Here is a 26,701-nt window from a genome sequence, read left to right on the forward strand (position 1 = left end):
TGAAAACCTCCCCTTTACAGTGTTGATGCTCTGCCAAGTGCATCTGTTGTAGCTTCCGCAATTCTTCCGGGGAAGTTTGCATCGCCGAGTACTATTACATTGTCAAAGTTCTCTTCAAACTGTGCTGATACATCATTTGAGCGTACTCCAAGTGCAAGAACTACTGTACCAGCAGGAATTTTTGTCATCTGTCTTGTTACTGTATTCATTACAACAACTGATTCTTCATCTGCAGACATGAACTGCTGTCTTGTCATGACATTTACACCAAGTTTTCCGAATCTGATGGTGAAATCAGCGATCACAGAGCGGTAAAGACCTCTTCCGATGTCTTTTGTCATCTCTACAAGAGTAACTTTATTTCCGCCTCTTGTTGCAATGGTCTCAGCAGTTTCCATACCTGTTACACCGCCGCCAATTACTACAACGTCGCCCTTTACTTCCTTTTTGCCCATCAGATATTCTTCAGCAGTGATAACATTGGCTCCATCAACTCCGGGAAGCCCTGGAACGATAGGTGTTCCACCTGTCGCAACAAAAACAGCTGTGGGATCAAGTGCCTTTACAGCATCTACAGTGCCTTCTGTATTAAGTCTGACTTCGATGTTGTTTTTCTTGATTCTGCAAACAAGAGAATCAAGATAAGCCTGAAGCTTTTCCTTCATGATGGGCTTTGTTGCAATATTAAGCTGTCCGCCAAGAGAGTCTGCCTTTTCGAAAATTACAGGATCAAAACCTCTCTCCTTAAGTGTGAGTGCTGAAACCATTCCAGCAGGGCCTCCACCTATGATAGCAACCTTTCTGCCATTGCCAGTCTTTTCTATGCAGCTATAGTCAACTTCTCTTCCGCACTTGGGGTTAACGGCACATTTGATATGTCCTCCGTCTGAAAGTGCAGTGAAGCAGTATAGACATCCGATACACTTGTTGATCTCATCGCCTCTGCCTTCCTTAGCCTTGTTTGCCCATTCGGGATCAGCAAGATGAGCACGGCCAAGAGCGATATAATCACAAACGCCCTCCTCAAGAAGTGCTTCTGCAACTTCAGGATCCTTGATGTTATTTGTTGCAATTACCGGAATCTTTACATTTTTCTTGATAGCGGATGCGAGATGTTTCTTCCATCCCTGAGGATATGAAGAAGGCTCAATAATTGTTGTAGCAGATTCATAGATACCGCTTGAAACGTTGATACAGTCGATGCCGAAGCTCTCAAGTGTTCTTGCAATCTTGATTGTATCCTCAAGCTTTAATCCGCCTTCTACAAATTCATCAGCTGAAATTCTCACTGAAATAAGGAATCTGGGACCACACATGTATCTTATACCTGTGATTATCTCCTCAAGAATTCTTATTCTGTTGTCAAAAGATCCGCCATATCTGTCCGTTCTCTTATTTGTATATGGAGAAAGGAATTCATTTAAAAGGTAGCCATGAGCTGCGTGAAGCTCGATTCCGTCCATACCGGCCTTCTGGCAGATGACAGCACCCTTGATGAAATTCTTTACAAGTGCTGAACACTCTTCTGTTGTCATCTCCCTTGGCATTTCCTTAGTAACCTTACACATAACAGGTGAAGGAGCAACAATCTGTCTGCCGCCTATCATGGATGATTTATTTTCCCTTCCTGGATGCTGAAGCTGAACAAGGATTTTTGTTCCATATTTGTGTACACGCTCAGCAAGCCTCTCGAGATGAGGAACATGTCTGGAATCTGTAGCTCCCAGCTGATTAGGTGTACCAATACCTTCTACCTCATCTACTCTTGTGATTTCAGTGATAATGAGACCCACACCGCCTTTTGCACGGTCTTCGTAGTATCTGATAATGTGCTCGTTAGCTTCTCCTGTTGGATCTGCCAGCGAAACTCCCATCGCAGGCATTACTGTGCGGTTCTTGATTCGCACGCCCCCTATACGCCCACTTTTAAACAATTTTTCGTAAGCCATAAGTACCTCCTTTAAACATATAAATGCTACTTATTGTGCATAGACTACAACAATATTTCGATTTGGAGTTGCATCCATGAACATCAATGAATACAATAATTTTACTGGGCCATAAAATAATGGTCTAGATTTTGCCTGCATAAACAGATGAGCATATATTGTGCTTGATGCACAACTCAAATGGAGATGGATTTTATGAACTTTGAAGAAATAGCTGAAATAATGAAGAAAAGCTGCAACTGCAGCATAAACGTAGGGAATTCAAATCCGGAACTTACGCACTTTTCATTTTTATCTGATGGCATGCCATTAGATGATCCTTCATGCCTCTATATTGGAAAGGTTGATACTGATACTATCCGTGACCTTGAAAAATCCCCCTGTATTCTTACAACAACAAAAGGACTTCCTGAAAATATCTCATTTATATATACAACAGATAAAGAGATGATGAACTGTATGAACGCTCTTACTTCTGCATTTTTCAGAGCCACTGACCACGAGAGCAGATTCAGACATCTGAAAGAGCTGTCCAAGGAAAATATCTCCATAACGGAGCTCATAAACAAATCTGCCCTTTTCCTGGACAGATCCATTGTTCTTGCAGATTTAGGATTTAAGATCCTTGCGCACTCCACTTCCGTATCCATCACTGACCCTTTGTGGCAGCGATATATAGAAAAAGGATCCTGCACTTTTGAGTTTATTAATGCGATGAATGAACTTATGCCTGCCCAGAGCCTTCCCAAGACTTCTGCCTGCTTTCAGGTCACATGCACCAGCTCTACAGAAGAGAAGCTGGCTTCACAGCTTTTCATAGAAAACAGACCGGTAGCATATCTTGTTTTGCTCGATAACAACCGTGGTCTTACATCATTTCACAAGACATATCTGCCAAAGATAAGTGAATTTCTGTCAGCTTTTATCAATATACATAATACATATCCTGATCTGTCAAAGGACGATACGGATATGTATATTAAGCTTCTTGATGGAAGTGAGGAAGATTTAAAGAGTACTGAGAAAATGCTGCCCAAACTACCTGAGCATACGTTTTGTGTGGTATTAAAGCCAATCCATCACTCAAGACATGAGCTCTTTTTTATCAAAAGAACTCTTGACTCCATGATACCCGGGAACACAATATTCATCTTCAGAGAACTTGTTGTTGTTATCTCTTCATATGTCGGCATAATAGGTGACATAGAAAATAACGATGAACTTCTAAAAAATGTATCGGATGTAGGAATAAGCCCGGAGTTTAATTCGGCTTCTCTTTTCCCTCAGAGTTTCCAATATGCTCAAGAGGCATATCGTATAGGGAAACAAATTGGAAATCCGTCTAAAGTACACAGATATGAAGACTACAGATTTTACCATCTTCTTAACCATGTATCGGATATAAGCCTTTTGCAGTCCTATATACATCCCGCTCTATATAAGCTTCACCGTTATGACCTAGAGCACGACTCAGATCTTGTTGAAACCTTAAAGGTCTTTCTGAGCTTGTCCTGCTCCATAAAGGGTACAGCAGATGCACTATTCCTACATAGAAACACCATGAATTACAGGATGACCAAGATTACAGAAATTACAGACATTGATCTTAACGACGCAGCAACTGTGTTCAGACTTCAATGCTCATATCAGATCAATGGGATTCTTCATTTATTCTGATAGTAATTTTTCATCTTATGATGTGGGTGTCAAAAGTATAGAAACACCCTAAAACTGCACATTGATAACTGAATAAAGCTATGTTTTAGTGCTGATCTGAGGTAAAATATTAGTATCAAATCCAGTATTTTACTAGGTTTAAGCCATGTCGTTCGTCTTAAATGATCATCAGCAAATGTCTCTTTTTGATTCCCTTGGTCTATTCATATATTCATATATCCTTACCTCTTCCTGATATTTATAGTATCAGTTTAATTCGATGGTGTTAGTATTACCCGACATTTCTTGCTCTGATTTGTCGTGAAAATCATAATACAAAAAACATCCCGAGTGGTTCTCGGGATGCCTTTTAGGAGTTTTCTTATTATGTGGAGCCTATTGGCTCTTAAGCTATCATGATATGTTTCTTTTCAGGAAGCTTTTCCTGTTCTTTCTTAGGAATGGTAAGTGTCAGAACTCCGTGATGGAAGGCTGCCTTTACGTCCTCTTCTGTGATCTGGTTGCCTACATAGAAGCTTCTCTGCATCGAGCCACTGTATCGCTCCTGCCTGATCAGACGTCCTTTCTTATCATTCTTGTCATTGTTCATGTTCTTTGAAGCACTGATTGTAAGATACCCGTCATTCAGTTCAAGGTTAATATCCTCTTTGGCAAAACCAGGAAGATCAACACTAACTTCATACTGGTTATCCTCTTCCTTAACATCAGTCTTCATCAGCCTGTCGGCGTGACGTCCGTAGAGCTTCCGCTCCATGTTGTTCAGTTCTCTGAAATCCGGAAAATTGAACAGATTGTCAAAAAGATTTTCTTCAAAAATACTAGGTGCTAACATAGTTTTTTCCTCCTTTGCATCAAAAACATTTATTTTTGAGCATTGGGACGGAGGGAGGGAGCCACCATCAGCGAAGCTGATTCCAATGTGGCGACCGATATGCCGCCGACCACCGGGAGGGGGCGATTCCACTCTTTAGATCTAGGGAACCTAAGTCCTTATGGTCTTCTCTGTTCCTTTGTTCTATATATGGTATAACACCAAATTAGCACTCTGTCAAGTAGAGTGCTAATTTTCTTATAGAATTTTTATATCATTTCCAATAAATATCAAAAAACTGCTGAGGTCCTTTAAATAGAGTAACTATGCTCCCATCATTAAGGTCTACAACCTTAAAATAGATATCCTCATCATCTGTCGGAGCACCTGCTCCCCAGGGATGCATCTCCTCATAAAGAATACGATCTTCATCAGGAGACAGAACGTACTGGTCGATATAGTAATCATTGCCTACTAGGCTCCTAAGCTTTTCATATATTTCATCTGACTCGTGTTGTTCTTTCTCCAGTCCAGTTACATCGATGGCATTTTTTGAAAGCCCCCAGAATGTCCGACTGTATGCGCTATCATTGCAAGTAAATACTATGTCTTCATAACCCTCCACTTTTCTGTAGTTCTGAGAAAAATCCAGATGAAGGTAATAAGAGGGAAAATACCATAAAAATCTTAATATTATAAATATGAGCAAAAGGTTAAAGGCCATAATTACAACAAGCCCGATTCTCTTTAGCACCTTTTTCATATGCATTTCTTAAATCCTTTATTCACATTCTTTTTTTATCCAATCACTACTATAACATACAAAAAGGCCGGACTCCGATATCACTCGCAAATCCGACCTCATAAGATTTAATTAGATGCACCTGCTGATGATGAAGTACTTGCTGTAGCTTCTTTTATCTAAAACCATTAGAATTACCCCTATTGAAAGCCGATTCTCTCAAATGCTCTTAGAATGGAATCCTCATCATTGGTTCCGATTACACATTTGAATTCCTTCTTCATCTCATCCGGCGCATTGCCCATCAGGAACGGTATACCAACTGCACGCAGCATATCTGCATCGTTAAAATGATCCCCGAAGGCAACCGCTCTATCCGTAGCGATATTCATTTTTTGACATATATACTCCACACCGCTGGCTTTTGTTATTCCCTTACCCATAACCTCCAAAAGAGTATCAGAAGATTTAACAATAGAAAGATAAGGAAATCTGTTTTTCAAATCATTTTCAATCGCGCATATGTCATCAGGCTCACACATACAAAGCACTTTTCCAACAACCGCATCCTCAGGGAGAAGCTCTATGCTGCCCTCCGTTGCATTAACTTCTACAATCTCTTCCTCTCTCTGTATGCGCTTGTCTGACCTGTCATTAACAATCCACAGTTCCTCAGAGTATACGTTCCAGGTACAATTAAAATGATTACCTTCGAGATATGAAATAATTTCTTTTGCATCCTCCGCTGAAACTCCATCTGAACGAATTATCGTATTTTTGTCATCAATTATCAGCGCACCGCTATAGCAAATCATTGGATAAACAAAACCATATCTGTTAAAAATCGGACGAACACCCTGAGGTCCACGCGCAGTCACTATTACAAACGGTATCCCGGCTCTTCTTAGTGCATTTAAAACCTTCAAAGTGCTGTCAGGTATCCTGTGTTTACTGTTTAAGAGTGTACCGTCTATATCTGAAAATACTATCTGAAAGTCCATTTCTCACCTTGACTTAATAAGTTCTTCTACCTCAGAGATCTCAGGCATTACTCTGAGTGCCCCCTTCACCCTTGTTATCAATGAAGCTGCAGCATTTGCTACTGTTAACATTTCATGGAGCCTGTCCTCATCAAGACCATCAATTCCATATGTAAGAAGGAAGTGTAATACTGTGCCGCAGAAGGTATCGCCTGCACCTGTAGTCTCGATGGTCTTATCCGAAAGAAAAGGCTTTTCTTCTGCTATTATTTCACTGCCGTTTTTGTCCAAATAATATGCCCTGCTTCCTTCTTTTCCCATTGAAACGGTGATGAGCGAAATATTGTACTCCTTCCTTATCTTGTGAACGCCTGCTGTAAAGTCCTCTTCTCCTGTCAGCCATCTGATCTCATTATCAGAAATCTTAAGATAATCACAATACTTAAAGCCGGTAAGTATCTGTTCTTTTGCCTCATCAAGACTATTCCAAAGAGGTTCTCTCAAATTAGGATCGAAGGTTATAAGTGCTCCGTTCTTTTTGGCTTCTTCAAGTGCACAGATTGTAGCCTCACGACATTTCTCATGTGTCATGGACAGAGTACCGAAATGGAATATCTTAGCTTTCTTTATAAGCTCCATATTTACTTCGTCTTTATCAAGCATCATGTCCGCGCCGGGATTTCTGTAAAAAGAAAAATCCCTGTCGCCATCTTCAAAGGTCCGGACAAATGCCAGGGTAGTATGAACCGCTTTATCCATAGCAAGTCCGGTAGTATCAATCCCGATCTCTTCCAGTACTTTTTTCAAGGTAAGACCAAACATATCGTCTCCAACCTTGCCAATAAAACCAACTGAATGTCCGAATTTTTTAAGCATTGCAAGAACATTACACGGAGCTCCGCCGGGATTTGCCTCAAACAACATATTATTGTTATCTGAAACCCCGTTATTCGTCATATCAATAAGCAGCTCTCCGAGAGCAACAACATCGATTTTATTTTCCATAACATACTATACGCCTGCAAATAAGCGCCTTTCATACATTTCGTGAATAACTACTTGTTTTTCTCAGCTGATGCCTTTATTATATGTGGTATAGATTTTATATCAAGTACGCAGTTTTTATTTATCTGGTAAGGAAAAGTATACTATGAGAAAAAAAGCGACAAAAGAACCATTATGTGAAGATATCGCTGGAAAAGATTGTGGATTAAAAAGGGTTATCGATACCATTGGCGGCAAATGGAAGATCATGATCCTGTGCGTTATAGATAAGAACGAGGTTGTCAGATATGGAGAATTAAACCGTTCAATTCATGGGATTACCAACACAATGCTTGCCAATTCCCTAAAAGAACTTGAATCAGACGGTCTTGTTGAAAGGAAGCAGTACGACGAGATGCCTGTAAGAGTTGAGTATAATCTTACAGAAAAAACAAAAAGCCTCATCCCCATTCTTCTTGAACTGAAAAAATGGGGTGAGGACAATCTGTAAACCATTGCAAAAGTTTTGTTTTTATCTCAAATCTTTTTCATAATCAAAACTTGTACCACATTACAAAAAAATATCTGTACAACACGCTTTCAATTTACTATAGATTTGTTTAGCTTATCGTGTCTTTCGCCAGCATGGATAAAAATACCTATTTTTGAAATCATCCATCTTTAGGATATCTTTTCCGAATACAAACAAGCGGTATATATGTTTATGCTCATCACTGTAGTATGGTATATCATTCCGCTCATACTCTATATTCATGGCTTCCAATTCTTTTTGTGCTGCAAGTAGTGATTCTTCATCCCACAGCCAGGCCGCTATCTGCACCTTTAAAGACTTATTGTCCTTTATACTGTCATAAACATAATTTACGGCTTCCTTCTCTGTATCAAATTCGCGGTATGTATCTATGTTTCCTCTTTCACTATATCCGTAATAATATCTGCCGTTTTCCTCCCATACCATATACGATTGGTCATGATTTAGTTTCCCAACATCTATTGAGCCCTGCCTAACACTCATCCTTAATGTATTTTTTTAGTTCTTCTAACGTCTCAATGTATCTTTCTCCTGTCCGTTACTTTCCCTTAAGTGTCAGGTTCTGAGGTCTTTCATTATCCCATCATTATTCGCAAATTTATAAATACCATGACCACCATGCACAGTACAAGTGGAATGCATCCATCTATATATCCTTTTTCATAAGACAGTTTATAGTAAAGGATATAGCAGACAAGGCTTATCAGAGCTGCTATCAGTACTATAAGCGCAAGTATCAGAGCTTCTTTTGTTCGGAAAAGACCTACTCCGTACATGTAATTACATATGGATATCTCAAGCAGCGCCCACCCGGTTATGATAAAAAGCTCTGATGTTACCTGCCTGTGAAAAATAGCTCTTGTAAGGAGAAGTAATAGTATATACGATGCCATGCCTCCCAAAATGAGCCACAGGCCGCTTATACCTTTGATCATGATTTCTGATGCCGGGATCGCAATTTCCCTTACGGAAAATAACAAACCAGAAAGCCCTGAAATAAAGGCTATTACAAGAAATATGTTTCCCATAAGACTGCTCTTCATCTGCGGCGGCTTAAATGTGACAAGCCACCATGCAAGATAAAATATGCTGCATATAACAAGCATCCAGTTCCCTGCTAATACTTTGCTCATGTCTTCTCTCCCCTTTTAAGACCTCATTAAAACAAAAGCCGGCATGATAAGGATAACTGATATCTCACCAAAAACATCCTTTGCAATCAATTATTCAACACAGTTTTGTTTAGTGATCCCGCATTTTCAACAACTATTCTTTTGCCATACGAAATCTCCTTCTTAGAATTACTGCGATAAATGGTTTAGTTTAAGCTATTATAATTGATAATCTAATCGTACACAATCTATCTGCGGGGATTTCTGCATGTGATATTTTATAACATTTAATTTCAACTTCTGCCTTTGGATTTTTGATTTATTAAAACATAATAAGTTACCATGAGCATTATGAACGCTGCTATCCATGCAGACACCTCAGAAACCGCTATCCCTCTAAAACCTTTTCTACCTACAGAAAAACCAAATGCCAGCCTCATAATCACTTCCAATCCACCTGAAAGCATTGGAATAAAAGTATTTCCCAGTCCCTGAACAGAGTATCTGTATACAAACAGCCACCCCAAAGCCAAAAAGCTTATTCCCATGATCGGCATAAAATCCGTGCAGTAATCAATTATCGTATTATCTGTTAATAACATTCTGGCGAGAGTACCAGGAAAAAAAATCATAAGCATAGATATGGGCAAGTTTACTACCGTAGATATTAAAATTCCTTGTCTGACCCCCAAACGTATCCTATCAATTTTCCCAGCTCCCTTGTTTTGTCCCACAAAGGTCATCATTGAGAGACCTACTGACATGCCGAACTGCTCAAATAGTGATGCGAATTTCATGCACGCTGAATACGCAGCAACATATGCACTACCCATAAGATTAACAAAATACTGTAATATCATAGCTCCGACTGCAGTTACAGAATTCATTAAAGCCACAGGGATACCAATTCTCATAAGTTCAAAAGATAATGCCAAAGGCTCTTTTGCTTCTTTCCCCAAATTTAAAAAGCCGATATTCTTTATCTTCTTTAAACATAAAAGGTAGGAGATAAATTGCGAAACGACTGTTGCCACGGCAGCTCCGGCTACCCCTGTATTAAATGCCATTATCAAAATGATATCCAGCATTATGTTTACAAGTGATGAACTAATCATCGCTGTAAGCGGTGTTTTTGAATCTCCCAAAGACTGAAGAATGGTAATCTCAAGGTTATTCATTACTGTTACTACAATTCCCAGCAAGATAACAATAAAATATTTATACGCATCTTCGAAGATATCATCCGGTGTTTTCATGAACGAAAGCATCATATTTAAAAGAGAAACACAGACAATTGTAAATATTATTCCAAATGTAATGCTCAGTTTCTTGGCTGCTCTAATATATGCATTCAAAAGCGTCATATCATCTTTTCCAAAACTTTGGGCAAAAGAAATACCAAATCCCCTTGTCATTCCAACAACGAAACCAAGTATAAGGAAATTTAGTGTCCCGGTCGCACCGACAGCTGCCAGCGCCTGATCTGAAATTCCTTTGCCAACTATGATACTATCCACCAGACTATATAATTGTTGAAAAAGATTACCCCATAATAAAGGCAAAAAAAACAGTATAATCTGTTTCATACTGTTTCCGTATGTCATATTCTGTGTGTTTTGCTCTACACTTAACATAAAAACGTACTCCTGAAATATTCTTTTCTCTCCACATATTGCTGGAATTTAAACATCTTTAATCATATAAAGTAAAAGGTCATCGTCATTGATACATGGTGCATACTGTTCTAATTGCTTTCCTTTATACCAAACTCCGCTGCCATCGAAATTGTAACCTCTTTTTACATACATTCTCTGGGCTGGCCCATATCCTGAATGAACCCCAACTGCCAAGTATACTCTATTGGAAACTTTAGAAGCTTCTTTCTCAACAGCATCCAAAAGCCTATTTCCGATACCCTTATTATGAACATCAAAGAAAACTGTCAGATCTTCGATTTCAGGATAGCCTTGATTTCCCAAAGGGCCCTCTGTAGGATTCATAACTAGCGTACATTGTCCTGAGACTCTGCCATCATACTCTGCAATAAAAACAAATCTTTTACCATCCTCCTGTTCTTTATAATAATTTTCATATGTAGCTATAGAAGGATGCCAACCATACAAAAAATATGTATCATAAAGGACTTGAGCATCTTCAGGAATCATACTCCTAATTCTTATAATTCCGTCATCATAATATGTAACCATCTTCAACCACCTCATAGACCATTTGTAGCCTGAAATTCAAGGTCTTATTATAGTCGCAAGTTTCTTTCCACATAGGATTCCAAATATACAGCAACAACAACTAAGTGCCACATATAATCCACCAATCATATATTGTTTCTTCTCAAACAAATTGAATGCTTCAAGAGAAAATGTGGAGAATGTAGTGAAGCCTCCGCATACTCCTGTCTTCCAAAAGAGAATAACATTTTCTGATACCCCTTCTCGATTACTTGTAATTCCAACAACAAATCCAATTAGTATGGCTCCGAGGATATTTGTTATAAGAGTTAATACCGGAAAATAAGTCTTAACAGGTATCAGACTTATAGCATATCGTGCTACTGCACCTAAAGCACCTCCAAGTGCTACAAACAGAAAATTCATATCAACCTCTCTTATTGTTTTGGGGAAATTAATTCCATTTCGTCTATCCATCAGATCTCTTCTGTGTAATATTTCTTTGTAATAACCTTAACCGCATCATTAGCAGCTTTCTCATATGAAAAATCGTAGTATGGTCTCGGCATTCCATGTGCCGGAGCATCCCACGCAATTACGTTATAATCTTTTTCAAAATATCCTATCTGCCTTATAAACAACTCATGACTCGCTGTTAAACCATGCATAAAAAATAATGATAATGTTTCTTTTTTAATTATATCTGAAATCCAATAATACACATTTCCTGATTCCGAATGAAGTACCTTTTCGATCATTTGTGTCTCCAAAATTTATTATTTCATCAATTCTTCTTTTGTTGTGACTTTATCCATGTTTTTGTCTTTATTTCCATTCCCGGCATCTCTTCAATTGTACTATCAGTCCGACAAAATAGGAACGTCTAACTCTTTGGAATTACTGCGTTTGCGATGTGACACTATAGCAAACAATCAAAATGCATTATTGCTTTTCCTTGGGAAAATGATAAGCTATTACTAAAAATGAAAAGGTTGGGGAACTATGAGTAACAAAGAGGAATACAACAGAATATTGGAAGTGATTGACATAAATCAATTTTCCGACGAAAAAGCATTTGCTGACAGCTGTGGCAAGAAATTCAGAAATGTCAGGAATGCTTTTTATGTGGTATTGATTGTTTCTTTATTTTACATGATGTGGGCTGGGGCACTTTTTCCGAAAAATGACCTTATTATGATGGTCATAACACTATCGGTTTTCGTGACAATTCTTGCCTATATGAAGCAGAGAAAAATCCTTCACCGGGAGCTAAATACGTATCTTTTCAGAGAATGTTACCCTGATAAAGGATTATCGAGATATGCCAATTTTATCCCAATGATGCTGAAAAAACAGGTTTTGTGGAGTAAGGTCCACTACAACCTGGGAATGGGCTTGTACTACCTGGGATGGATCAACAAGGCTTCTGAAATGCTAAGACTTATGGAGGCGTCCTGTACAACGGCAAATGACATGCTTTTGGCGCTCCAGCTAAAGCAATTGATTGCCCTGTATTATATGGATCTTGATGTAGTGATGTCCTGCGCCGATGCCGCAAGCATGCTCTATTCCAAGGCTTCAAAGTCAGAATGGATGTCAAAGGTTTGCAGTGACCTGCAAACTACAGCTGCTTTTGCGAGCTGCTATAGAAGTCGTGATTACCGGAAGGCGTACCAGATTCTTGGCACCCCTTGTGAAAGGCCTCTTGATGAGGTTAAAAGGTCCTACTATCTGTACCTCGCTGCTATCGCTTCAAGCGATTTTGAATATGCCGGGTCCTGCAAAAATTATGTACTGCAAAACGCCGGTACAACCTGGTACGGACGTGCACTCCACGAAGGTTTTGTCGCAGAAGCAATCCCCTCCAATTATCCTGGTTTTATGGTTAATGTTACCCAACTGCAAAACCCCAGTAAAATCGATAAAAGCAGGTATAAATACTTGCTGGCAGGGGTGCTGCTTACTGTTTTGATGTTTCTGGTGCCACAGCTGATTAGAATGGTGAAATAAATGCACAAAAAGAGCCTTGGAAAACCAAGGCTCAATCCACATTAATTGAGTAAAATATTTACAAATAACAGCAACTCTATACTGTTGTTGAAAAATCATTTAGAAGTAAGATATTCTGTGATTTCTTTCTCAAATACAGGTGTCCACCATTTAACATATCCATCCTTTAGTGGATGGATGCCATCTTCATATATATATGCACTGCGTGTATCCTCGTCAATGGTGTTCATTTCTTCATTGTTCCATAAATCTATGACACCAATTCCCCACTTCTCCTTTAGCAGGAGCAAAGCTTCAACCATATCACCATACTGCTCAGATTCATACTTTGTCCCAGTGTAGAACATTACAGGACATCCCCAGTTTTTCCGGACATATGCGATAATGTATTCCATTGCTCCGATAACAGTCTTCGTATCCTGGTTATTTATGTCAGTATCTGCTGAAATCTCTCCCATCGGAATTCCGCCTGTTGCATCGTTAGTAGACAGCTGAACAATAAACAGGTCATAATCCTGGTTTGTATCAAGCATCTCCAATCGATGGACGTAAGAACCATGAGAGCCTTCTCCATCCGTCGGTAGCGATCTTGGCGAAGCATAGTCAGCAAGCGTTGTCCCGGAAATTGCATACTTATTAGATACTGTTGCATCATGATTTGCAGCAATTTCATCCGCCATCGAATATCCATTTGCCCCAAGCCCATAAGTAACTGATGATCCAAGCCATGCTATATTGAGTCCGCTTAGCGGGTCGGAGGGATCTTTTTCCTTGCTTGATAAAGTAAATGTACTTCCTTTATATCCCTGCTCTACTTCAGTTCCTGCAGGATATAGAGCCAAATCCCCAATCGCAGGCATGGCAGATGTATATACATCATTATTCTTAAATTCATTACCCGGCACTCCGCCAATAATGATCGTATCATCAGCCCCTAAGGTTACATTCGCTTCCACAAGAAATAATCCCATGTCCTGCTGATAAATAGGTTCGCCATCAGCGCTCATCTGCTCTGCACTGGGAGGCTGAACAGCAACAGTAGGAATATATACAGAGCCTCCATTTACTGAAACCGTAACCGGAGTTGATCCGCATACCATTCCAGAGGCTTTTGAAACATTCAGATATATATCATAATTCCCTGGAACTATGTCCTTTAAATTGTATGATGCGGATGAGAATTCACCAAGCCCGATAATACAGCCATCATCTTCACTATAACAGATAGCTTTCTCAGCTTCAGTATCCTTGAAAATACAGCCATCAAGTACCGCATCCTTTGCTGAAACAATTACCATCTCTTGTTCCACTCCTTCATCCTCCTGTTTTTCCATTACGTCCACACTATCTGTTTTTGGGACAGCTTCCTGTTCAATCGAGATCTCTTCTTTCTTTGTTTCTGCTGCTCCGCATCCTGACAGCGTAATAAATGCACCTGCACACAAAATTGCCGTCAATCTTTTATAATTCATTGGTCATTTCCCCCATTTTAGCTGATTTTCTTAATGTTATAAACTATATTCCCAAGCCCGTTATCTATACGCTGCATTGTCAAAGGATCAATGGCCTTCGCCATACGAAGTCCCTGGTAATCCATGAACCTAAATGGTATCTTGTCATCCTTACCTGCTATTATCTCATTGCATACCTCTATCGCCCCTTCAATGATTTCTTTTTTACAGAACAACTCATCTCCGTGAGACAGGAGTACGCGGTCATACATATGATCCCATCTCCTGAACCCTTCAAGGTTTCTAAGATATTCAGTTGTTGTAAGGGATTCCTCGTCCCAGAGGAAGGTTGCGGGGTTACATGCATCTCCCATAAGCATTATTCGATCCTCTTTAAATAGTATGCATGTCATACCTTTTGTATGCCCCGCAAGCCTTAATGCCTTTAATGTAATACCGCCAAGGTCAAATTCCATGCCATCTGTAAGAGAAAGGTAAGGCTTATCCCGCTCTCCACAGATCATATTTATAGGAAAATCTGCTCCGCCGGAAAATCCGATATATTCTATTTTTCTGTTCATAGAGGCATGAATCTTCACTAATTCCATATCCTCATCTGGCAGGTATACTTCTTCAAAAAGAGCTGCCCCTCCTGCATGGTCACAATGCCCATGTGTAAGAATAACTGTTAACGGAAGACTTGTTATTGCCCGTACATATCCCCAAAGGTCTCCTGCTCCTGTTCCTGTATCTATCAGTGCTGCCCTGTCTGTCCCCAGTACCAGGTACATATGCACCTTTGTCACATCTGTAATGCATATTATTTTTTCTGTTATATTTTTCTTTGTAAATTGATCCATTATTCCACCTATTATGCCTTTGCTGCTCTGAGCTTTTCAGTATCCTTCTCAACATTCCAGAATGCCATGATTATAAGTATTCCTATCATGAACAGAAGCGGTAGAAGCTTGAAGAACCAGTTTATGCCCGTTATAGCCTCCGGAGCCTGTACAGTAGCTAAGCCATCATAGTGCACTGCTGTAAGGAACACTCCAAAGATTGATGTAAGAAGACCTCCTGAAATCTTTCCTGTAAGCGTGCTTGCCGAGAACAATATTCCCTGCGCGCGAACACCGGACTTAAGTTCGCCATACTCTATGCTTTCACCAATAAGTGCAGAAACCAATCCCATAGGGAACGAAAAGCCTATTCCTCTTATAAGTGCTGTAGCCATAAGAATTGTTACATTATCAGAAGGTGCAATAATAAACACAATCTGTGCAATAAGCATTATCGCTGTTCCAATAATTACCATCTTTCTCTTACTAAGTTTGTGCATCACAGAAGGCATTATAAGCATTACTACTATTCCGGGAAGATTGCACATCATTACAAATGTTCCCATGAGGTTCATATCACCTACTACCTGATTGAGATAATATACAGAGATTGCAAGATTGAATGTCAATATGAAGTTTGTAAAAAGGGAAGCAAGTGTTCCAAGTATCCAGTATTTATTCTTAAAAGCAGCCTTAAGACCCTCAAGAATATTTCCGGAAGGATTCTCGTTTTCAACTCTTTCCTTTACAAAAGCAACATTAAGATAAAGGAAGAAGCATCCAGCAAGTCCAAAAACCATGATTGCCTTTACCCATGCCCACTGGTCTGTCTGACCACCAAAGAAATTAACCATTGGAAGGATTGCCATAGCCATTATGGTCTGTGTAATTGCCGCAAAGAGCATCTTGAAAACAAACATCTGGCCACTTTCAACATTATCCTTTGTAACATAGGTAGGGAGTGTCTGATGGGCAAGTCCCACATATGTATACATGATAGTATTGAACAGATTATAGGTAATAAAGATATATGCAACTCTTATCACAAGGCTTGCATTTGGTACAAGAAATACCAGAATTACAGTAAGAATCATGGGAATTGTCCACTTGGTAAGAACCGGTATGCAGTGACCGCCTTTACCCTTATTTTTATCTATAAGATTTCCTGCTATGATATCCGATACCCCATCAAATATCTTGCAGAACATAATGGTCATACCGATGATTGCTGCATTCATTCCAATGACATCAGTATAAAAAAACATTACATAGGACGAAAACAACGTATAAATTGCATTGAGTCCCACATCTCCTGAACCATAGATGATCTTTTCCATTAGCGATGGTTTTTCAGATATCGCTTTAGGCTTTTCCAGTGTTGCCGTAGTATTCATTTCATTTCCTCCACATAAAACATTGTTATTAGTGATGAAATAATGATATTCAAAATGAAAAATGGATTCTCTTAGGTTATTTACCTTTTGAGAATCCATTTATTTTTCTTTTTAAAATATTCAAATGCCTAAAATATCTTTATAGGAATAAAAACAATATCTTAAGTATATCAAATCGTGATTATTCCGCTTCAAATGTAAACGATATAAGCCTTACCTCATGCGGAGTGAGGATTTCATAGAATGTGGCAGGTATATCAGCCAGCACATGTTGATGTAACATACTATATCCCGGAACCGATGTCCCAACTATATATTCCCGCTGGGCCTCTGTAAGAAATTCAGGAGCCCCCATTTCTTTCCAGACATCAAATGAAGATCCGCAGCTCCTGCTCACTATATAATTTTCCCTGAGCCACTTACCTGGCCGCATACCTTCTAAAGTGACACTGACATTTAGCGGGCCTTTATCCTCAAAAGCATAATACCGGTCAATTGTAAGCTGTTCTTCTCTGGCAATAATCTCATTAAGGCTAAGATCAGGATCATAATGGCAATAATTATAGAGAAGAATGTGAAAATCATCTGTAATATGGTTCTTTGTAACCATATAGCCATATCCACTGGAAATAATATCTTCTCCCTCTATCTTCTTAAGAAATGTAAGAGCATGATATACCGGCTTAGGTATTCTTCCGGCCGCCATAATACAGAAATTCCCTCCAAACAAAGGCTGCTCCGTTTCCCCGTCATAATAGGTTGAATATGATAAAGTATCAAGTTTGTTGCAGTTCTCTGTAACATTTTTTATTAAAAATGCACTTTTGTAGCAAGTGTCATTTCCAAGATCCTTGTTCCACATGGTACTGTTCCAGTAAACAAAAGCCATTGGTATTTCTGTATCAGCTTCTTCCTGTATCCTTTTAAGACTTTCTATATCATTTGAAAGACTGTCCGCATCCGTAGTCAGTAAAACAGGGTTTTTAGTGCGTTTTTCGTCAACTATGAGCCTTTCCGCATCAGATATTTCAGTGGTTGCAAAATCAGAATGAAAACACTGTATTCCCAAAATATCTGGCAGGATTCCCTTATTTTTTGTGATTTTAAGGAAGCTTGTAAGTAAATTCCTGTCCTTTTCGCTCGTTGAACTAAGGAGCAGCCGGACATCAAATGTGCCTCCGCAAATCATAATATCTGGCAGATTTTTCCTAATCTCATTATATGTTGCCTCATAATAATCAAGATATTCTGATAAGGTAAACACGCCATAGGAAATATATAACCCGGGAAATATACTCATTCTCCATTTATTTACGCATTCAAATCCATATCTCTTGATAAAATGCAGGAGAACCGATTCAATAAAAACTGACCACTTTTCAAGATCAGTAGGGAGCTGGACATATCCACCGTAAAATTCATTTTCCGGACTGTCTATCAGTTCTCTGGGAGTTCTGGACAGCTCTATCCAGGGCATTGTTCCTACTTCGAGTATAAAATCAATTACCTGATCCAAAAGACGGAAACGTGGCGAAAGCTCTCCTTGGGGAGATTCATTGTAAACATTCATTTCCTCGTCAAAAATGCCCTGGACATAGATATATTTATACCCAAATTTTCTTATTGCTTCAGACGCAGCTATCTGATTTTCTTTGTCCATTAGGCCTATGGCGTAACCCATATTGAGCATGATAAACGCAGATTCAGATATAGTATCTATCCTATCCTTATTAACATCACATACTATTTCCATATTTCTCTGATTATTTACTGTATTTCCCGTTTCTGAATCAGATGCGTGTCTAAGCAGGGAATACAACTGTGTCCTGCTGTTTTTCTCATCAAGAAGATTTCTTTCATCTACATCAAAGACAACCTGTACTCCGCTTTTCCTATATTTTGCCGGAGTCATCCCATATTTATCCCTGAAATTAGAAATAAATGTATTTACATTATCAAAGCCACTGTCTGCGGCAATATCAATAATCTGCTTATCAGAAGTCATTAGAAGATTTCTGGCATGCAGAAGTCTTAAATCCCTGATATAAACAGAAAAAGGCTTTCCAATACTTTTTTCAAAATACTTCGAGAAATATCCCTGAGAAAAATGAAAATGATCCGCAACCCTTTGCGCTGATATCTGATTCCTGTATCTCTCATGTATAAATAACAGAATAGGCGCAAGGTCTTTTCTGTTTTTTAAGACCTCAGATTCACCCGGAAAATACGTTTTTAGTATGGCAAGGAACTGCAATAGGTTACTCTCGGCAAACATATCATTTTGCTCATGTGAGTGTTGAAGAAGATACCTTACAACCTGAGCCAGATGCTTTCTTATCGCAGGATAATAACTGACATTCTTCCCGGAAATGGTACTACAGCAGCCTATCTGTCCCACATTGTAGCTAATGAGTATATCCAGCGGTATAAATAAGGAAAAGGCATGACATCCCTTGTCCCTATACATCTCATGGCGTTCAAAAGGATTTATCACTATAAAATCTTCTGTCCCCAGGACAAAGTTCCGTTCATCATTAAAAACCGCCATCCTTCCGGAAAGAATATAGAGTATCTCCATATCCTCATGAATCTGAACTCCTTCTTCATAATGATCGTATTTGTATTTTACTGTATCGATAGTTATTCCGCTCATATTCCCCTCTGCCTAATGACATAGGCATACTAAAGTGTTATTATTAGGCATTTCATATGCAAGCAGTTCGATTTACCTCCCAATTTGTCATGGAAGTCATTGAACATTTGCAGACTGGAAGATAATTTTAAATTATCAATCTCTATTATACATAAAAAAATTGAGCCCCAAAGCATCACTGCTTCAGATCCCATATAATTCAATTCGTCCTCGTTGTATAACACCTGCCATCCACACTCCACCAATATATTGATACATGAAAAAGTGTATAGCAACTATACCGTACATAAGTATTATGATTTTTTATATTGCTTTCTGCATTGCATTGTATAGAATACCCTCCTTAACCTTTTCTACATCACCACCAAGTACTTCTGCTAACTTGAATGCAAACGGAAGTGTGGTCGCAGGACCTCTGCTTGTAATAATATTGTCATCGACAACGACCATTTTCTCCATTTCTTTATTATCATCAACGTAATTGCTATCTTTAAACAGCTCCCTGTATTTATCCGCAGGATATGAGGTAAGTGTTCTTCCGGCCGTTATCCCTGCCTCTTTAAGAACCATTGGCCCTGCGCAGATAGCAGCTATATACTTGCCCTCTGAATCAAATTTCTTTACCCATTTCACAACCAGTGGGTTATTCCTAAGATTCTCTGCTCCGGGCATTCCTCCGGGTATGACCACCATGTCATAATCATCAAATTTGTTTTCTCCTATAAGGCAATCCACTTTTACATAGATATCATGACTTCCTCTTACCATTTCACCTTCTACGGATACAGTATCTGCGCACACTCCGCACCTCCTAAGAATATCAACTACAAAGAGTGACTCTCCCTCCTCAAATCCATCTGCAAGTAATACTGCTGCTCTCTTATCAGACATAAAAAACCCTCCTTAAAACATTCTTATTTACTTGGAAAAATCATCTTGTTAGCAAAGAAAAAAACCACCATGCTAATCCCGCCATTTAATACGGTCGTCCCTATGTTATAAACATAATCGGGCACAAATTTTCCTGCGACCGCAATATAGATGCAATTTATTGAATTAACAATACATGTTATAAAGCAGAATGCCAGGAAATACTCTGTAATCTGCTTCCATATATTCCCACCACTCCTAAAAACCAGATTCCGCTGAATGGGAAAGTTTATACACTCACCAACAAACATGGCAACCATATACGCACAAAAATATGGTAGTCCACCGTGTACAATATCATATCCAAGTATATTCCATTTAAAAGTCTCTCCCATAATTGTAACCTCTTTACCCGGCCATCCGAAGTCTACAAGAGGAAGTCCTGCAAATACATCAGGTAAAAATTGAAGCATCAGATACTTAAATACTGTAATGAGATTGGATACAATAATAAACAATCCACCTTCCCTTATCCATTTCGATGCTGAAGGATGCCTTGATGAAAAACCATCCCAAATATTTATTACTCCTGTCATTTGTCACCTCTCTCTGGCAAGTAACTTTTCATATGCCTTATTTTTACTATTATTCCTAAAATATCCACTTATCACTTGCCCTAGTCCCCTGAAAAAATGTCCATTAACAATTTTCACTATTCCATGAACCATTTCCATATCAACAGCTCCGCCTGTCATCTTAGCCATTGCCCTAAAAGGCATGTTATAGATGAATAGCGTATTAAGATCTGGTTTTCCACTCTCCTCAGCTTTCTTTTTCATCGCTGTTAACTTTTTATATACAAGTCTGGCAAGACCGCTCTTTGCGTAATACATCTGACAAAATGCGTCATTTTCAGATAGAAGTCCGTTCCATTTCCCATCAGGGATAACCCTTCCGAGCAGTTCTTCAAATTCTGCATCGGGCACATTTTCAATCTTTCCTGAATAATAGGATTTAAGATTATCTTCGCAATAAGGAAAAATGTCTGTAGTTCCTTCAACATGAATCATGTCGGATATTCGTATATCTGCACTGCTTGCTCCTACCTTTATCACATAATCCCCTTCTTCAACTTCCCATTGATTTGTATTAATATTGAAATAGCGGAAAGACTTATCATCAAAAGGTATTTCAACTACCTTGCTCTCCCCTGCTTTTAGGAATACTTTTATAAATCCCTTTAGCTCTTTCTCGGGTCTGAATACCTTTGCATTTGGAAGGCCAATATACATTTGAACAATTTCAGCTCCGTCAAGTTCCCCTTCATTTTTGATAGTTACGCGAATTCCTTCATTAGTAATCTCTAAATCACTATATGAAAAACTTGTATACGAGAGACCAAATCCAAATGGATAAAGGACCGGTATCGCAGCCTTCTCATAATATCTGTAACCAACATAAATACATTCTCGATACTCAGTAGTCCTCTCCCTGCTCGGGTAATATCTATAGCACGAAGTATCCTCCAATCTTCTCGGAATAGTTTCATTTAGTTTCCCTGAAGGGTTTACTTTTCCTGTAATAATATCAAGCGAAGCGCCTGCTCCCGCCTGTCCGTTTAAATAGCAGTGAAGAAGTGCCTTAAAATAATGATGCCAGGGCATCTCAATAGCAGAACCAGCACTAATAACGCCAACCAAATTCGGATTAACCTGACCAAGCTCCTGAATGAGTGTTATTTGATTCTGTGGAATTCTCATATGTGTTCTGTCCAGTCCTTCAGACTCACTGTCTTCATTAAGTCCAAAGAAAAACAAGACAATATCTGCTTTACCGGCAAGATCAAGTGCATCCTTTTTCATGGCAGCATCTTCCATGCCGTTTCTGTTGTAACCAGGGCTTTTTCCCACAACCTGAAGATCATAATTACTTACAATATCAGTGACTGTTTCAAGCCTAGTTACATTAACAAGCGAGGACCCTGCTCCCTGATATCTTGGAGAAAAAGCGAAGTCACCTATAATAGCTACCTTTGATCCTTTTTTCAGAGGAAGAATTCCGTTTTCATTTTTAAGAAGAACCGCACTCTCTGTAGCCACCCTTTTCGCTATATCATGATGCTTTTCCTTATCAAAAGTTTCCTTTTTATTCTGCGCATTCACATACAAAGTCATAACAACATCAAGTAGTTCATCTACTCTCTCATCGACATCTTCTTCAGAGATTTTTCCTGAATTCACTGCTACAATTAGTTCCCTCGCCGAGCCAAGCCCGGGATTTGGCATCTCAAGGTTTGAACCGGCTGCAACTCCGAGGGCATGGTCATTAGAAGCACCCCAGTCAGTGATCACTATTCCATCAAATCCCCATTCATCGCGAAGGATTTCCTTCAGGAGATGTTTGTTTTCGTTTGCATATGTACCGTTAACTTCATTGTAGGCTGACATTATTGTCCTGGCCTTGCCTTCCCTGACGGCTATCTCAAAACCTGTAAGATAAATCTCACGAAGCGTCCTTTCATCAACCACCGCATTCATTGCCATTCTCCGAAGTTCCTGAGAGTTGACAGCGAAGTGTTTGGGACATGCATAGACGCCCTTAGACTGAATGCCTCTTATATACGAAGCTGCCATTTTCCCGGAAAGATAAGGATCTTCAGAGAAGTATTCAAAATTACGACCACATAAAGGACTTCTCTTAATATTCAGTCCTGGTCCAAGTAGCACATTAACACCAAGTGACATGGCTTCTTCACCGAGGACTTCTCCCAGCATTTCACCCAGTTCCGTGTCCCAGCTGTTAGCAACCGTTGCCGCTGTCGGAAAACATGTTGCAGGAAGTGACTCATTAAGTCCAAGGTGATCTCCCGCTCCTGCCTGCTTCCTTATACCATGTGGTCCATCCGAGCAGAATATTGATGGAATCCCCAACCTGTTAATTTCCCTTGTCTGCCATTCTCCTTTACCACTTAGGAAAGCAGCCTTTTCTTCTATTGTCATCTTGTCAATGATTTCCTGATACTTCACATTTAAACCTCTTTTCTAATTCACTGTTTATTTCTGATGCATTGAAGTTTATAGAACATAACATCTTCATTCAATCGATTTTCAAATTATGAAACAGTTCTTTGTTTCATAATTTGAAAATCTATTGTTTTGATTTTTTTGCTCTGATATCTTTTTCTGCGTGAACAGCAAATGTGAACGGATCCGCACATTGAAGTCAAATGAAATATATTATGAGAGGAATAGTTTTATGAAAAAGAAGATGAGTCCTAAAAAATTCGGATTTATATCCATTCCGATAACTGCTATTTTATTGGTATTCTTTTTGGTTGCGACCAGTATTATGAATTACTGGAGCACGGTTATGGATGCGGTGTTCGGTTCATCAAAGATAAAGGTTACACCGGCGACCGGTACTGAAAACTGGGATACCGATTATTACAGCTTAAATGCAGAAGGTATGACAAAGGAAGATACCGCCGCCAAAGGAAAAGATCTCGCAAGGAGAGCTGAAGCAGAAGGTATTGTCCTTTTAAAGAATTTGGACAATGCTCTTCCCTTATCCACAGATAGAGGTTTGACAGTTAATGCACTTGGCTGGTCCTTCTACTATCCAAGCCTTGGTGGCTCGGGATCAGGTGCTGTAGGAAGTGATGATCTTGTTTCTCCTACAGATGCATTTGCTGCTGCAGGCATCGACGTCAACAAGGGAATTGCTGACTACTATTACAACTGGTCAGAGGAACACTATAGTGACTGGCAGATAAGCAAAGCAAACGGTTACTATACTGATGACGATTCAAATGAAGCACCTCAACGTCCAACTGTTGGTAAGACTTACGATGCAGCCTGGGATGTTCCTGAACTTAATGCATCTGAGATTGAAGAAGCTGTAACCGGAAACGGTGCTGAAAACAATAACGTACAGATCATGTGGATTGGTCGCGGTGGCGGTGAATACCACGATCTTCCTACAGTAATGACAAAGGAAGGCGGAAGCGTAAATAAATATGGTATAAACGCTGACAAACATTACCTTGAGCTTACCGATGAAGAAGAAGCTGTTCTCGAAAAAGCCAAGGAGCTTCGCGGAAGTGATGGAAAAATCATAGTTATTGTTAACTCAAACAACCCGATGGAACTGACAAAACTTGAGGATGACCCTATGGTTGATGCGATCCTTTATGTAGGAGGTCCCGGTAAAGCAGGCTTTTACGGAATTGCAGACGTTGTGACAGGTGAGGCTAACCCTTCAGGACGTACAGCAGATACCTATGCTGCTGATTTTATGACTCTGCCTGTTTTACAAAATTTTGGAAGCCGTGTTTATTACGATGCAAACGGTAACTTTGATAACATGTATGATACAAAGATTGCTTATAATGCAATCGACGGAACTCCCAAAGAACGTCCCATCATGTTCGTAGGCTATGAAGAGGGTATCTACATGGGCTACCGATATTTTGAGACAGCTGCAGCTGATGGATATTTTAATGATCAGGGAGGTAGCGATCCTTACTATAACAGAACAAACGGAGTGGTTTATCCTTTCGGATACGGTCTTTCTTATACAACCTTTAATCAGGTAATAAAAAATGCCGAATACAAAAATGACAGCTTTGAATTCACAATCGATGTAACAAACACTGGAAGCGTCGCAGGAAAAGACGTAGTTGAACTCTATGTTGAAGCACCCTATACTGCAGGCGGAATTGAAAAAAGTAAGGTAACACTTTGTGGCTTTGATAAAACAGAGCTTATTGAACCCGGAAAAACAGAAACCGTCACAATCACAGTAAATCAGGAAGATATCGCATCTTATGATGATACAGTAAATAAATCATATGTACTTGATGCCGGTGACTATTCATTCTATCTTGGTACTGTAGATGAAATAGTTTACGGCAGCCACGGATGGGCATATGCAAACGAAGAAAGTTCCTATACATTTGCAGCTTCAGATGCAATAAAGAAAACTATTGTTTATAGTGATTCTGCTGACGGAAAGAGAAAAAGCGATTTTGTAACTGCAACCAATGCTTTTGAACGTGAAATGACAGGCGCAAATCTTAAAGTAGAAAATGGTGATCGTACAATGAACAGATCCGCCGGTTTTGAAGAAAGCTGGCCTACCTCTCCTACTCCGGATGATTGTAAAATGTCGGAAGACTTAAAGACTATCCTTGATGAAAACAACTATTCAACTAAAGACGACATTGCAAAACACAATGAAGATGTAGAAATGCCTGTTACCGGAAAGAAAAGTGGATTGATGCTGATAGATCTTCGCGGAAAGAGCTTTGATGATCCTGCATGGGACAGCTATGTTGAACAGTGGACTCCTGCTGAGATGGCTCTTCTTCTTGGAAAGGCAGGTTTCCAGACTGAAGCATTCACAGATTACGGAAAGCCTTCAACATTAGATAATGATGGTCCCCAGGCATTCCGTCATCAGGCGCTCGGAGAAGAAAACGAAAAAATAGATACTTACTACATGACCGCATTCCCCTGTGAAGCACTTCTTGCCTGCACATGGAACACAGACTTGCTGAAAGAGATCGGTCAGATGGTAGGTATGGAAGGCTCTGTAAACGATATGTCCGGATGGTATGCTCCCGGGCTTAATACTCACAGAAGTCCTTTTGGCGGAAGAAACTTCGAGTATTTCTCTGAGGATCCTTTCCTTGCCGGAAAACTCTGTGCAAATGAAGTATCCGGAGCCGCTGATTACGGCGTATTCTGCTATATCAAGCACTTTGCAATGAATGACCAGGAAGCTTTTGCAAGAAGCTGGTGCTGCGGTATGCATATGGATGAATCTCTTGACCGTTATAAGAATCCCGAATGGATCCTTATGACATGGGCAACAGAACAGACTGTCCGTGAAATCTACCTTAAAGCGTTTGAGATTGCCATAAAAGAAGCAAAAACCAATCTTAAGCATGTTGATGGAAATGGTCAGATAAATATTATCAGTGATTTCCCTGCTGCATCCGGTGTAATGACCGCATTTTCATGTGTTGGAAATACCTGGGCAGGTGGAAACAATGCACTTCTTAATACTCTTCTCCGCGAAGAGTGGGGTTTCCATGGTACTGCACTAACAGACTATGCGCTTCATGATTTCATGTATCCTGATCAGATGATAAGAAATGGTGGTACTGCTTGTCTTCAGTCAAATAGAAAAGACTTTAAAGACCAGGATGATCCTAGTGCAACAACAGTAAAATATCTCCAGAAGGCGACACATGATATGTGCTACATGGTAGTAAATTCCAATGCCATGAATGGAATAGCTCCCGGAACCATGATTGAATACAGTCTTGCTCCATGGCAGCTCGGTCTTCTTATCGGACGTATTATCTCTTATATTCTGTTCGCTCTTGCTATCGGAATAACTATCTATAAGATAAATGATAAAAAGAAGAGACCTGAATTATATAAAGATGTCGCATAAATAAAAAGGCTTTCAGATGGTTTGTATA

At 39.4% G+C, this 26,701-nt stretch carries 22 protein-coding genes; 4 read left to right on the forward strand and 18 right to left on the reverse strand.

Features of this window, described 5'->3' with window-relative positions:
• Positions 1-14: 14 nt before the first annotated feature.
• Positions 15-1,949 carry an oxidoreductase gene (locus tag BV60_RS0119250; protein WP_029324382.1) on the reverse strand — a complete coding sequence of 645 codons (1,935 nt, stop codon included), beginning with the start codon at positions 1,947-1,949 and terminating at the stop codon, positions 15-17.
• Positions 1,950-2,144: 195 nt separating this feature from the next.
• On the opposite strand from BV60_RS0119250, the gene BV60_RS0119255 reads away from it, so the two are divergent.
• Entirely contained in the window at positions 2,145-3,626 is a 1,482-nt protein-coding gene (locus BV60_RS0119255) for a PucR family transcriptional regulator (protein WP_029324384.1), read from the forward strand.
• A 385-nt stretch (positions 3,627-4,011) separates the two neighbouring features.
• Here the strand turns inward: BV60_RS0119255 and BV60_RS0119260 are convergent, their stop codons facing one another.
• From BV60_RS0119260 to BV60_RS0119275, 4 genes are all read right to left on the reverse strand, one after another.
• On the reverse strand, positions 4,012-4,458 hold the full coding sequence (locus tag BV60_RS0119260) for an Hsp20/alpha crystallin family protein (protein WP_029324385.1): 447 nt from the start codon (positions 4,456-4,458) through the stop codon (positions 4,012-4,014).
• A gap of 253 nt (positions 4,459-4,711) precedes the next feature.
• Complete coding sequence (locus BV60_RS0119265; RefSeq protein WP_029324386.1) at positions 4,712-5,200, reverse strand: hypothetical protein; 489 nt, start codon at positions 5,198-5,200, stop codon at positions 4,712-4,714.
• Positions 5,201-5,379: 179 nt separating this feature from the next.
• The gene (locus BV60_RS0119270; protein WP_029324388.1) at positions 5,380-6,180 is read right to left on the reverse strand and encodes a Cof-type HAD-IIB family hydrolase; all 801 of its coding nucleotides are present in this window, start codon (positions 6,178-6,180) and stop codon (positions 5,380-5,382) included.
• 3 nt (positions 6,181-6,183) lie between these two features.
• Positions 6,184-7,164, reverse strand: coding sequence for a carbohydrate kinase family protein (locus tag BV60_RS0119275; protein WP_029324390.1), 981 nt, complete (start codon positions 7,162-7,164; stop codon positions 6,184-6,186).
• A 145-nt stretch (positions 7,165-7,309) separates the two neighbouring features.
• Between BV60_RS0119275 and BV60_RS0119280 the strand changes: the two genes are divergently transcribed.
• A complete protein-coding gene (locus BV60_RS0119280; RefSeq protein ID WP_029324392.1) occupies positions 7,310-7,654 on the forward strand; it encodes a winged helix-turn-helix transcriptional regulator in 345 nt (114 codons plus the stop codon).
• Between the two features lie 114 nt (positions 7,655-7,768).
• Here BV60_RS0119280 and BV60_RS0119285 read toward each other — a convergent pair whose 3' ends face one another.
• The 6 genes from BV60_RS0119285 to BV60_RS0119310 all read right to left on the reverse strand — a co-directional run bounded on the left by BV60_RS0119285 (position 7,769) and on the right by BV60_RS0119310 (position 11,752).
• Positions 7,769-8,179 (reverse strand): hypothetical protein, encoded by a 411-nt coding sequence (locus BV60_RS0119285; RefSeq protein WP_156036235.1) that lies wholly within the window; start codon positions 8,177-8,179, stop codon positions 7,769-7,771.
• Between the two features lie 92 nt (positions 8,180-8,271).
• Entirely contained in the window at positions 8,272-8,829 is a 558-nt protein-coding gene (locus BV60_RS0119290) for a hypothetical protein (RefSeq protein WP_029324395.1), read from the reverse strand.
• A 272-nt stretch (positions 8,830-9,101) separates the two neighbouring features.
• Complete coding sequence (locus BV60_RS0119295) at positions 9,102-10,394, reverse strand: MATE family efflux transporter (protein WP_197029618.1); 1,293 nt, start codon at positions 10,392-10,394, stop codon at positions 9,102-9,104.
• A 96-nt stretch (positions 10,395-10,490) separates the two neighbouring features.
• Entirely contained in the window at positions 10,491-11,015 is a 525-nt protein-coding gene (locus tag BV60_RS0119300; RefSeq protein WP_029324399.1) for a GNAT family N-acetyltransferase, read from the reverse strand.
• Between the two features lie 36 nt (positions 11,016-11,051).
• Positions 11,052-11,420: a fluoride efflux transporter CrcB gene (gene crcB, locus BV60_RS0119305; RefSeq protein WP_029324400.1), complete on the reverse strand. Its 369-nt coding sequence runs from the start codon at positions 11,418-11,420 to the stop codon at positions 11,052-11,054.
• Between the two features lie 50 nt (positions 11,421-11,470).
• On the reverse strand, positions 11,471-11,752 hold the full coding sequence (locus BV60_RS0119310; RefSeq protein ID WP_029324403.1) for an alpha/beta fold hydrolase: 282 nt from the start codon (positions 11,750-11,752) through the stop codon (positions 11,471-11,473).
• Between the two features lie 244 nt (positions 11,753-11,996).
• Between BV60_RS0119310 and BV60_RS0119315 the strand changes: the two genes are divergently transcribed.
• Positions 11,997-13,004 (forward strand): hypothetical protein, encoded by a 1,008-nt coding sequence (locus tag BV60_RS0119315; protein ID WP_029324405.1) that lies wholly within the window; start codon positions 11,997-11,999, stop codon positions 13,002-13,004.
• A 95-nt stretch (positions 13,005-13,099) separates the two neighbouring features.
• Here the strand turns inward: BV60_RS0119315 and BV60_RS22390 are convergent, their stop codons facing one another.
• From BV60_RS22390 to BV60_RS0119350, 7 genes are all read right to left on the reverse strand, one after another.
• The gene (locus BV60_RS22390; RefSeq protein ID WP_051656911.1) at positions 13,100-14,476 is read right to left on the reverse strand and encodes an SGNH/GDSL hydrolase family protein; all 1,377 of its coding nucleotides are present in this window, start codon (positions 14,474-14,476) and stop codon (positions 13,100-13,102) included.
• Positions 14,477-14,493: 17 nt separating this feature from the next.
• Complete coding sequence (locus BV60_RS0119325) at positions 14,494-15,315, reverse strand: MBL fold metallo-hydrolase (RefSeq protein WP_029324408.1); 822 nt, start codon at positions 15,313-15,315, stop codon at positions 14,494-14,496.
• Positions 15,316-15,326: 11 nt separating this feature from the next.
• Positions 15,327-16,688, reverse strand: a complete 1,362-nt coding sequence (locus tag BV60_RS0119330; RefSeq protein WP_242841032.1) for an MFS transporter — start codon at positions 16,686-16,688, stop codon at positions 15,327-15,329.
• Positions 16,689-16,869: 181 nt separating this feature from the next.
• The gene (locus tag BV60_RS0119335) at positions 16,870-19,341 is read right to left on the reverse strand and encodes a GH39 family glycosyl hydrolase (protein ID WP_029324412.1); all 2,472 of its coding nucleotides are present in this window, start codon (positions 19,339-19,341) and stop codon (positions 16,870-16,872) included.
• A 303-nt stretch (positions 19,342-19,644) separates the two neighbouring features.
• The gene (locus BV60_RS0119340; protein WP_029324414.1) at positions 19,645-20,232 is read right to left on the reverse strand and encodes a DJ-1 family glyoxalase III; all 588 of its coding nucleotides are present in this window, start codon (positions 20,230-20,232) and stop codon (positions 19,645-19,647) included.
• A gap of 23 nt (positions 20,233-20,255) precedes the next feature.
• Complete coding sequence (locus tag BV60_RS0119345) at positions 20,256-20,807, reverse strand: GtrA family protein (protein ID WP_029324416.1); 552 nt, start codon at positions 20,805-20,807, stop codon at positions 20,256-20,258.
• Positions 20,808-20,810: 3 nt separating this feature from the next.
• Positions 20,811-23,237: a glycoside hydrolase family 3 C-terminal domain-containing protein gene (locus BV60_RS0119350; protein WP_029324419.1), complete on the reverse strand. Its 2,427-nt coding sequence runs from the start codon at positions 23,235-23,237 to the stop codon at positions 20,811-20,813.
• A 229-nt stretch (positions 23,238-23,466) separates the two neighbouring features.
• Here BV60_RS0119350 and BV60_RS0119355 point away from each other — a divergent pair, with 229 nt between their 5' ends.
• Positions 23,467-26,673: a glycoside hydrolase family 3 C-terminal domain-containing protein gene (locus BV60_RS0119355; protein WP_029324421.1), complete on the forward strand. Its 3,207-nt coding sequence runs from the start codon at positions 23,467-23,469 to the stop codon at positions 26,671-26,673.
• Positions 26,674-26,701 lie beyond the last annotated feature (28 nt).

The organism is Butyrivibrio sp. AE3004 (assembly GCF_000703165.1).
In the GTDB taxonomy this organism is placed as follows: Bacteria; Bacillota; Clostridia; order Lachnospirales; family Lachnospiraceae; genus Butyrivibrio.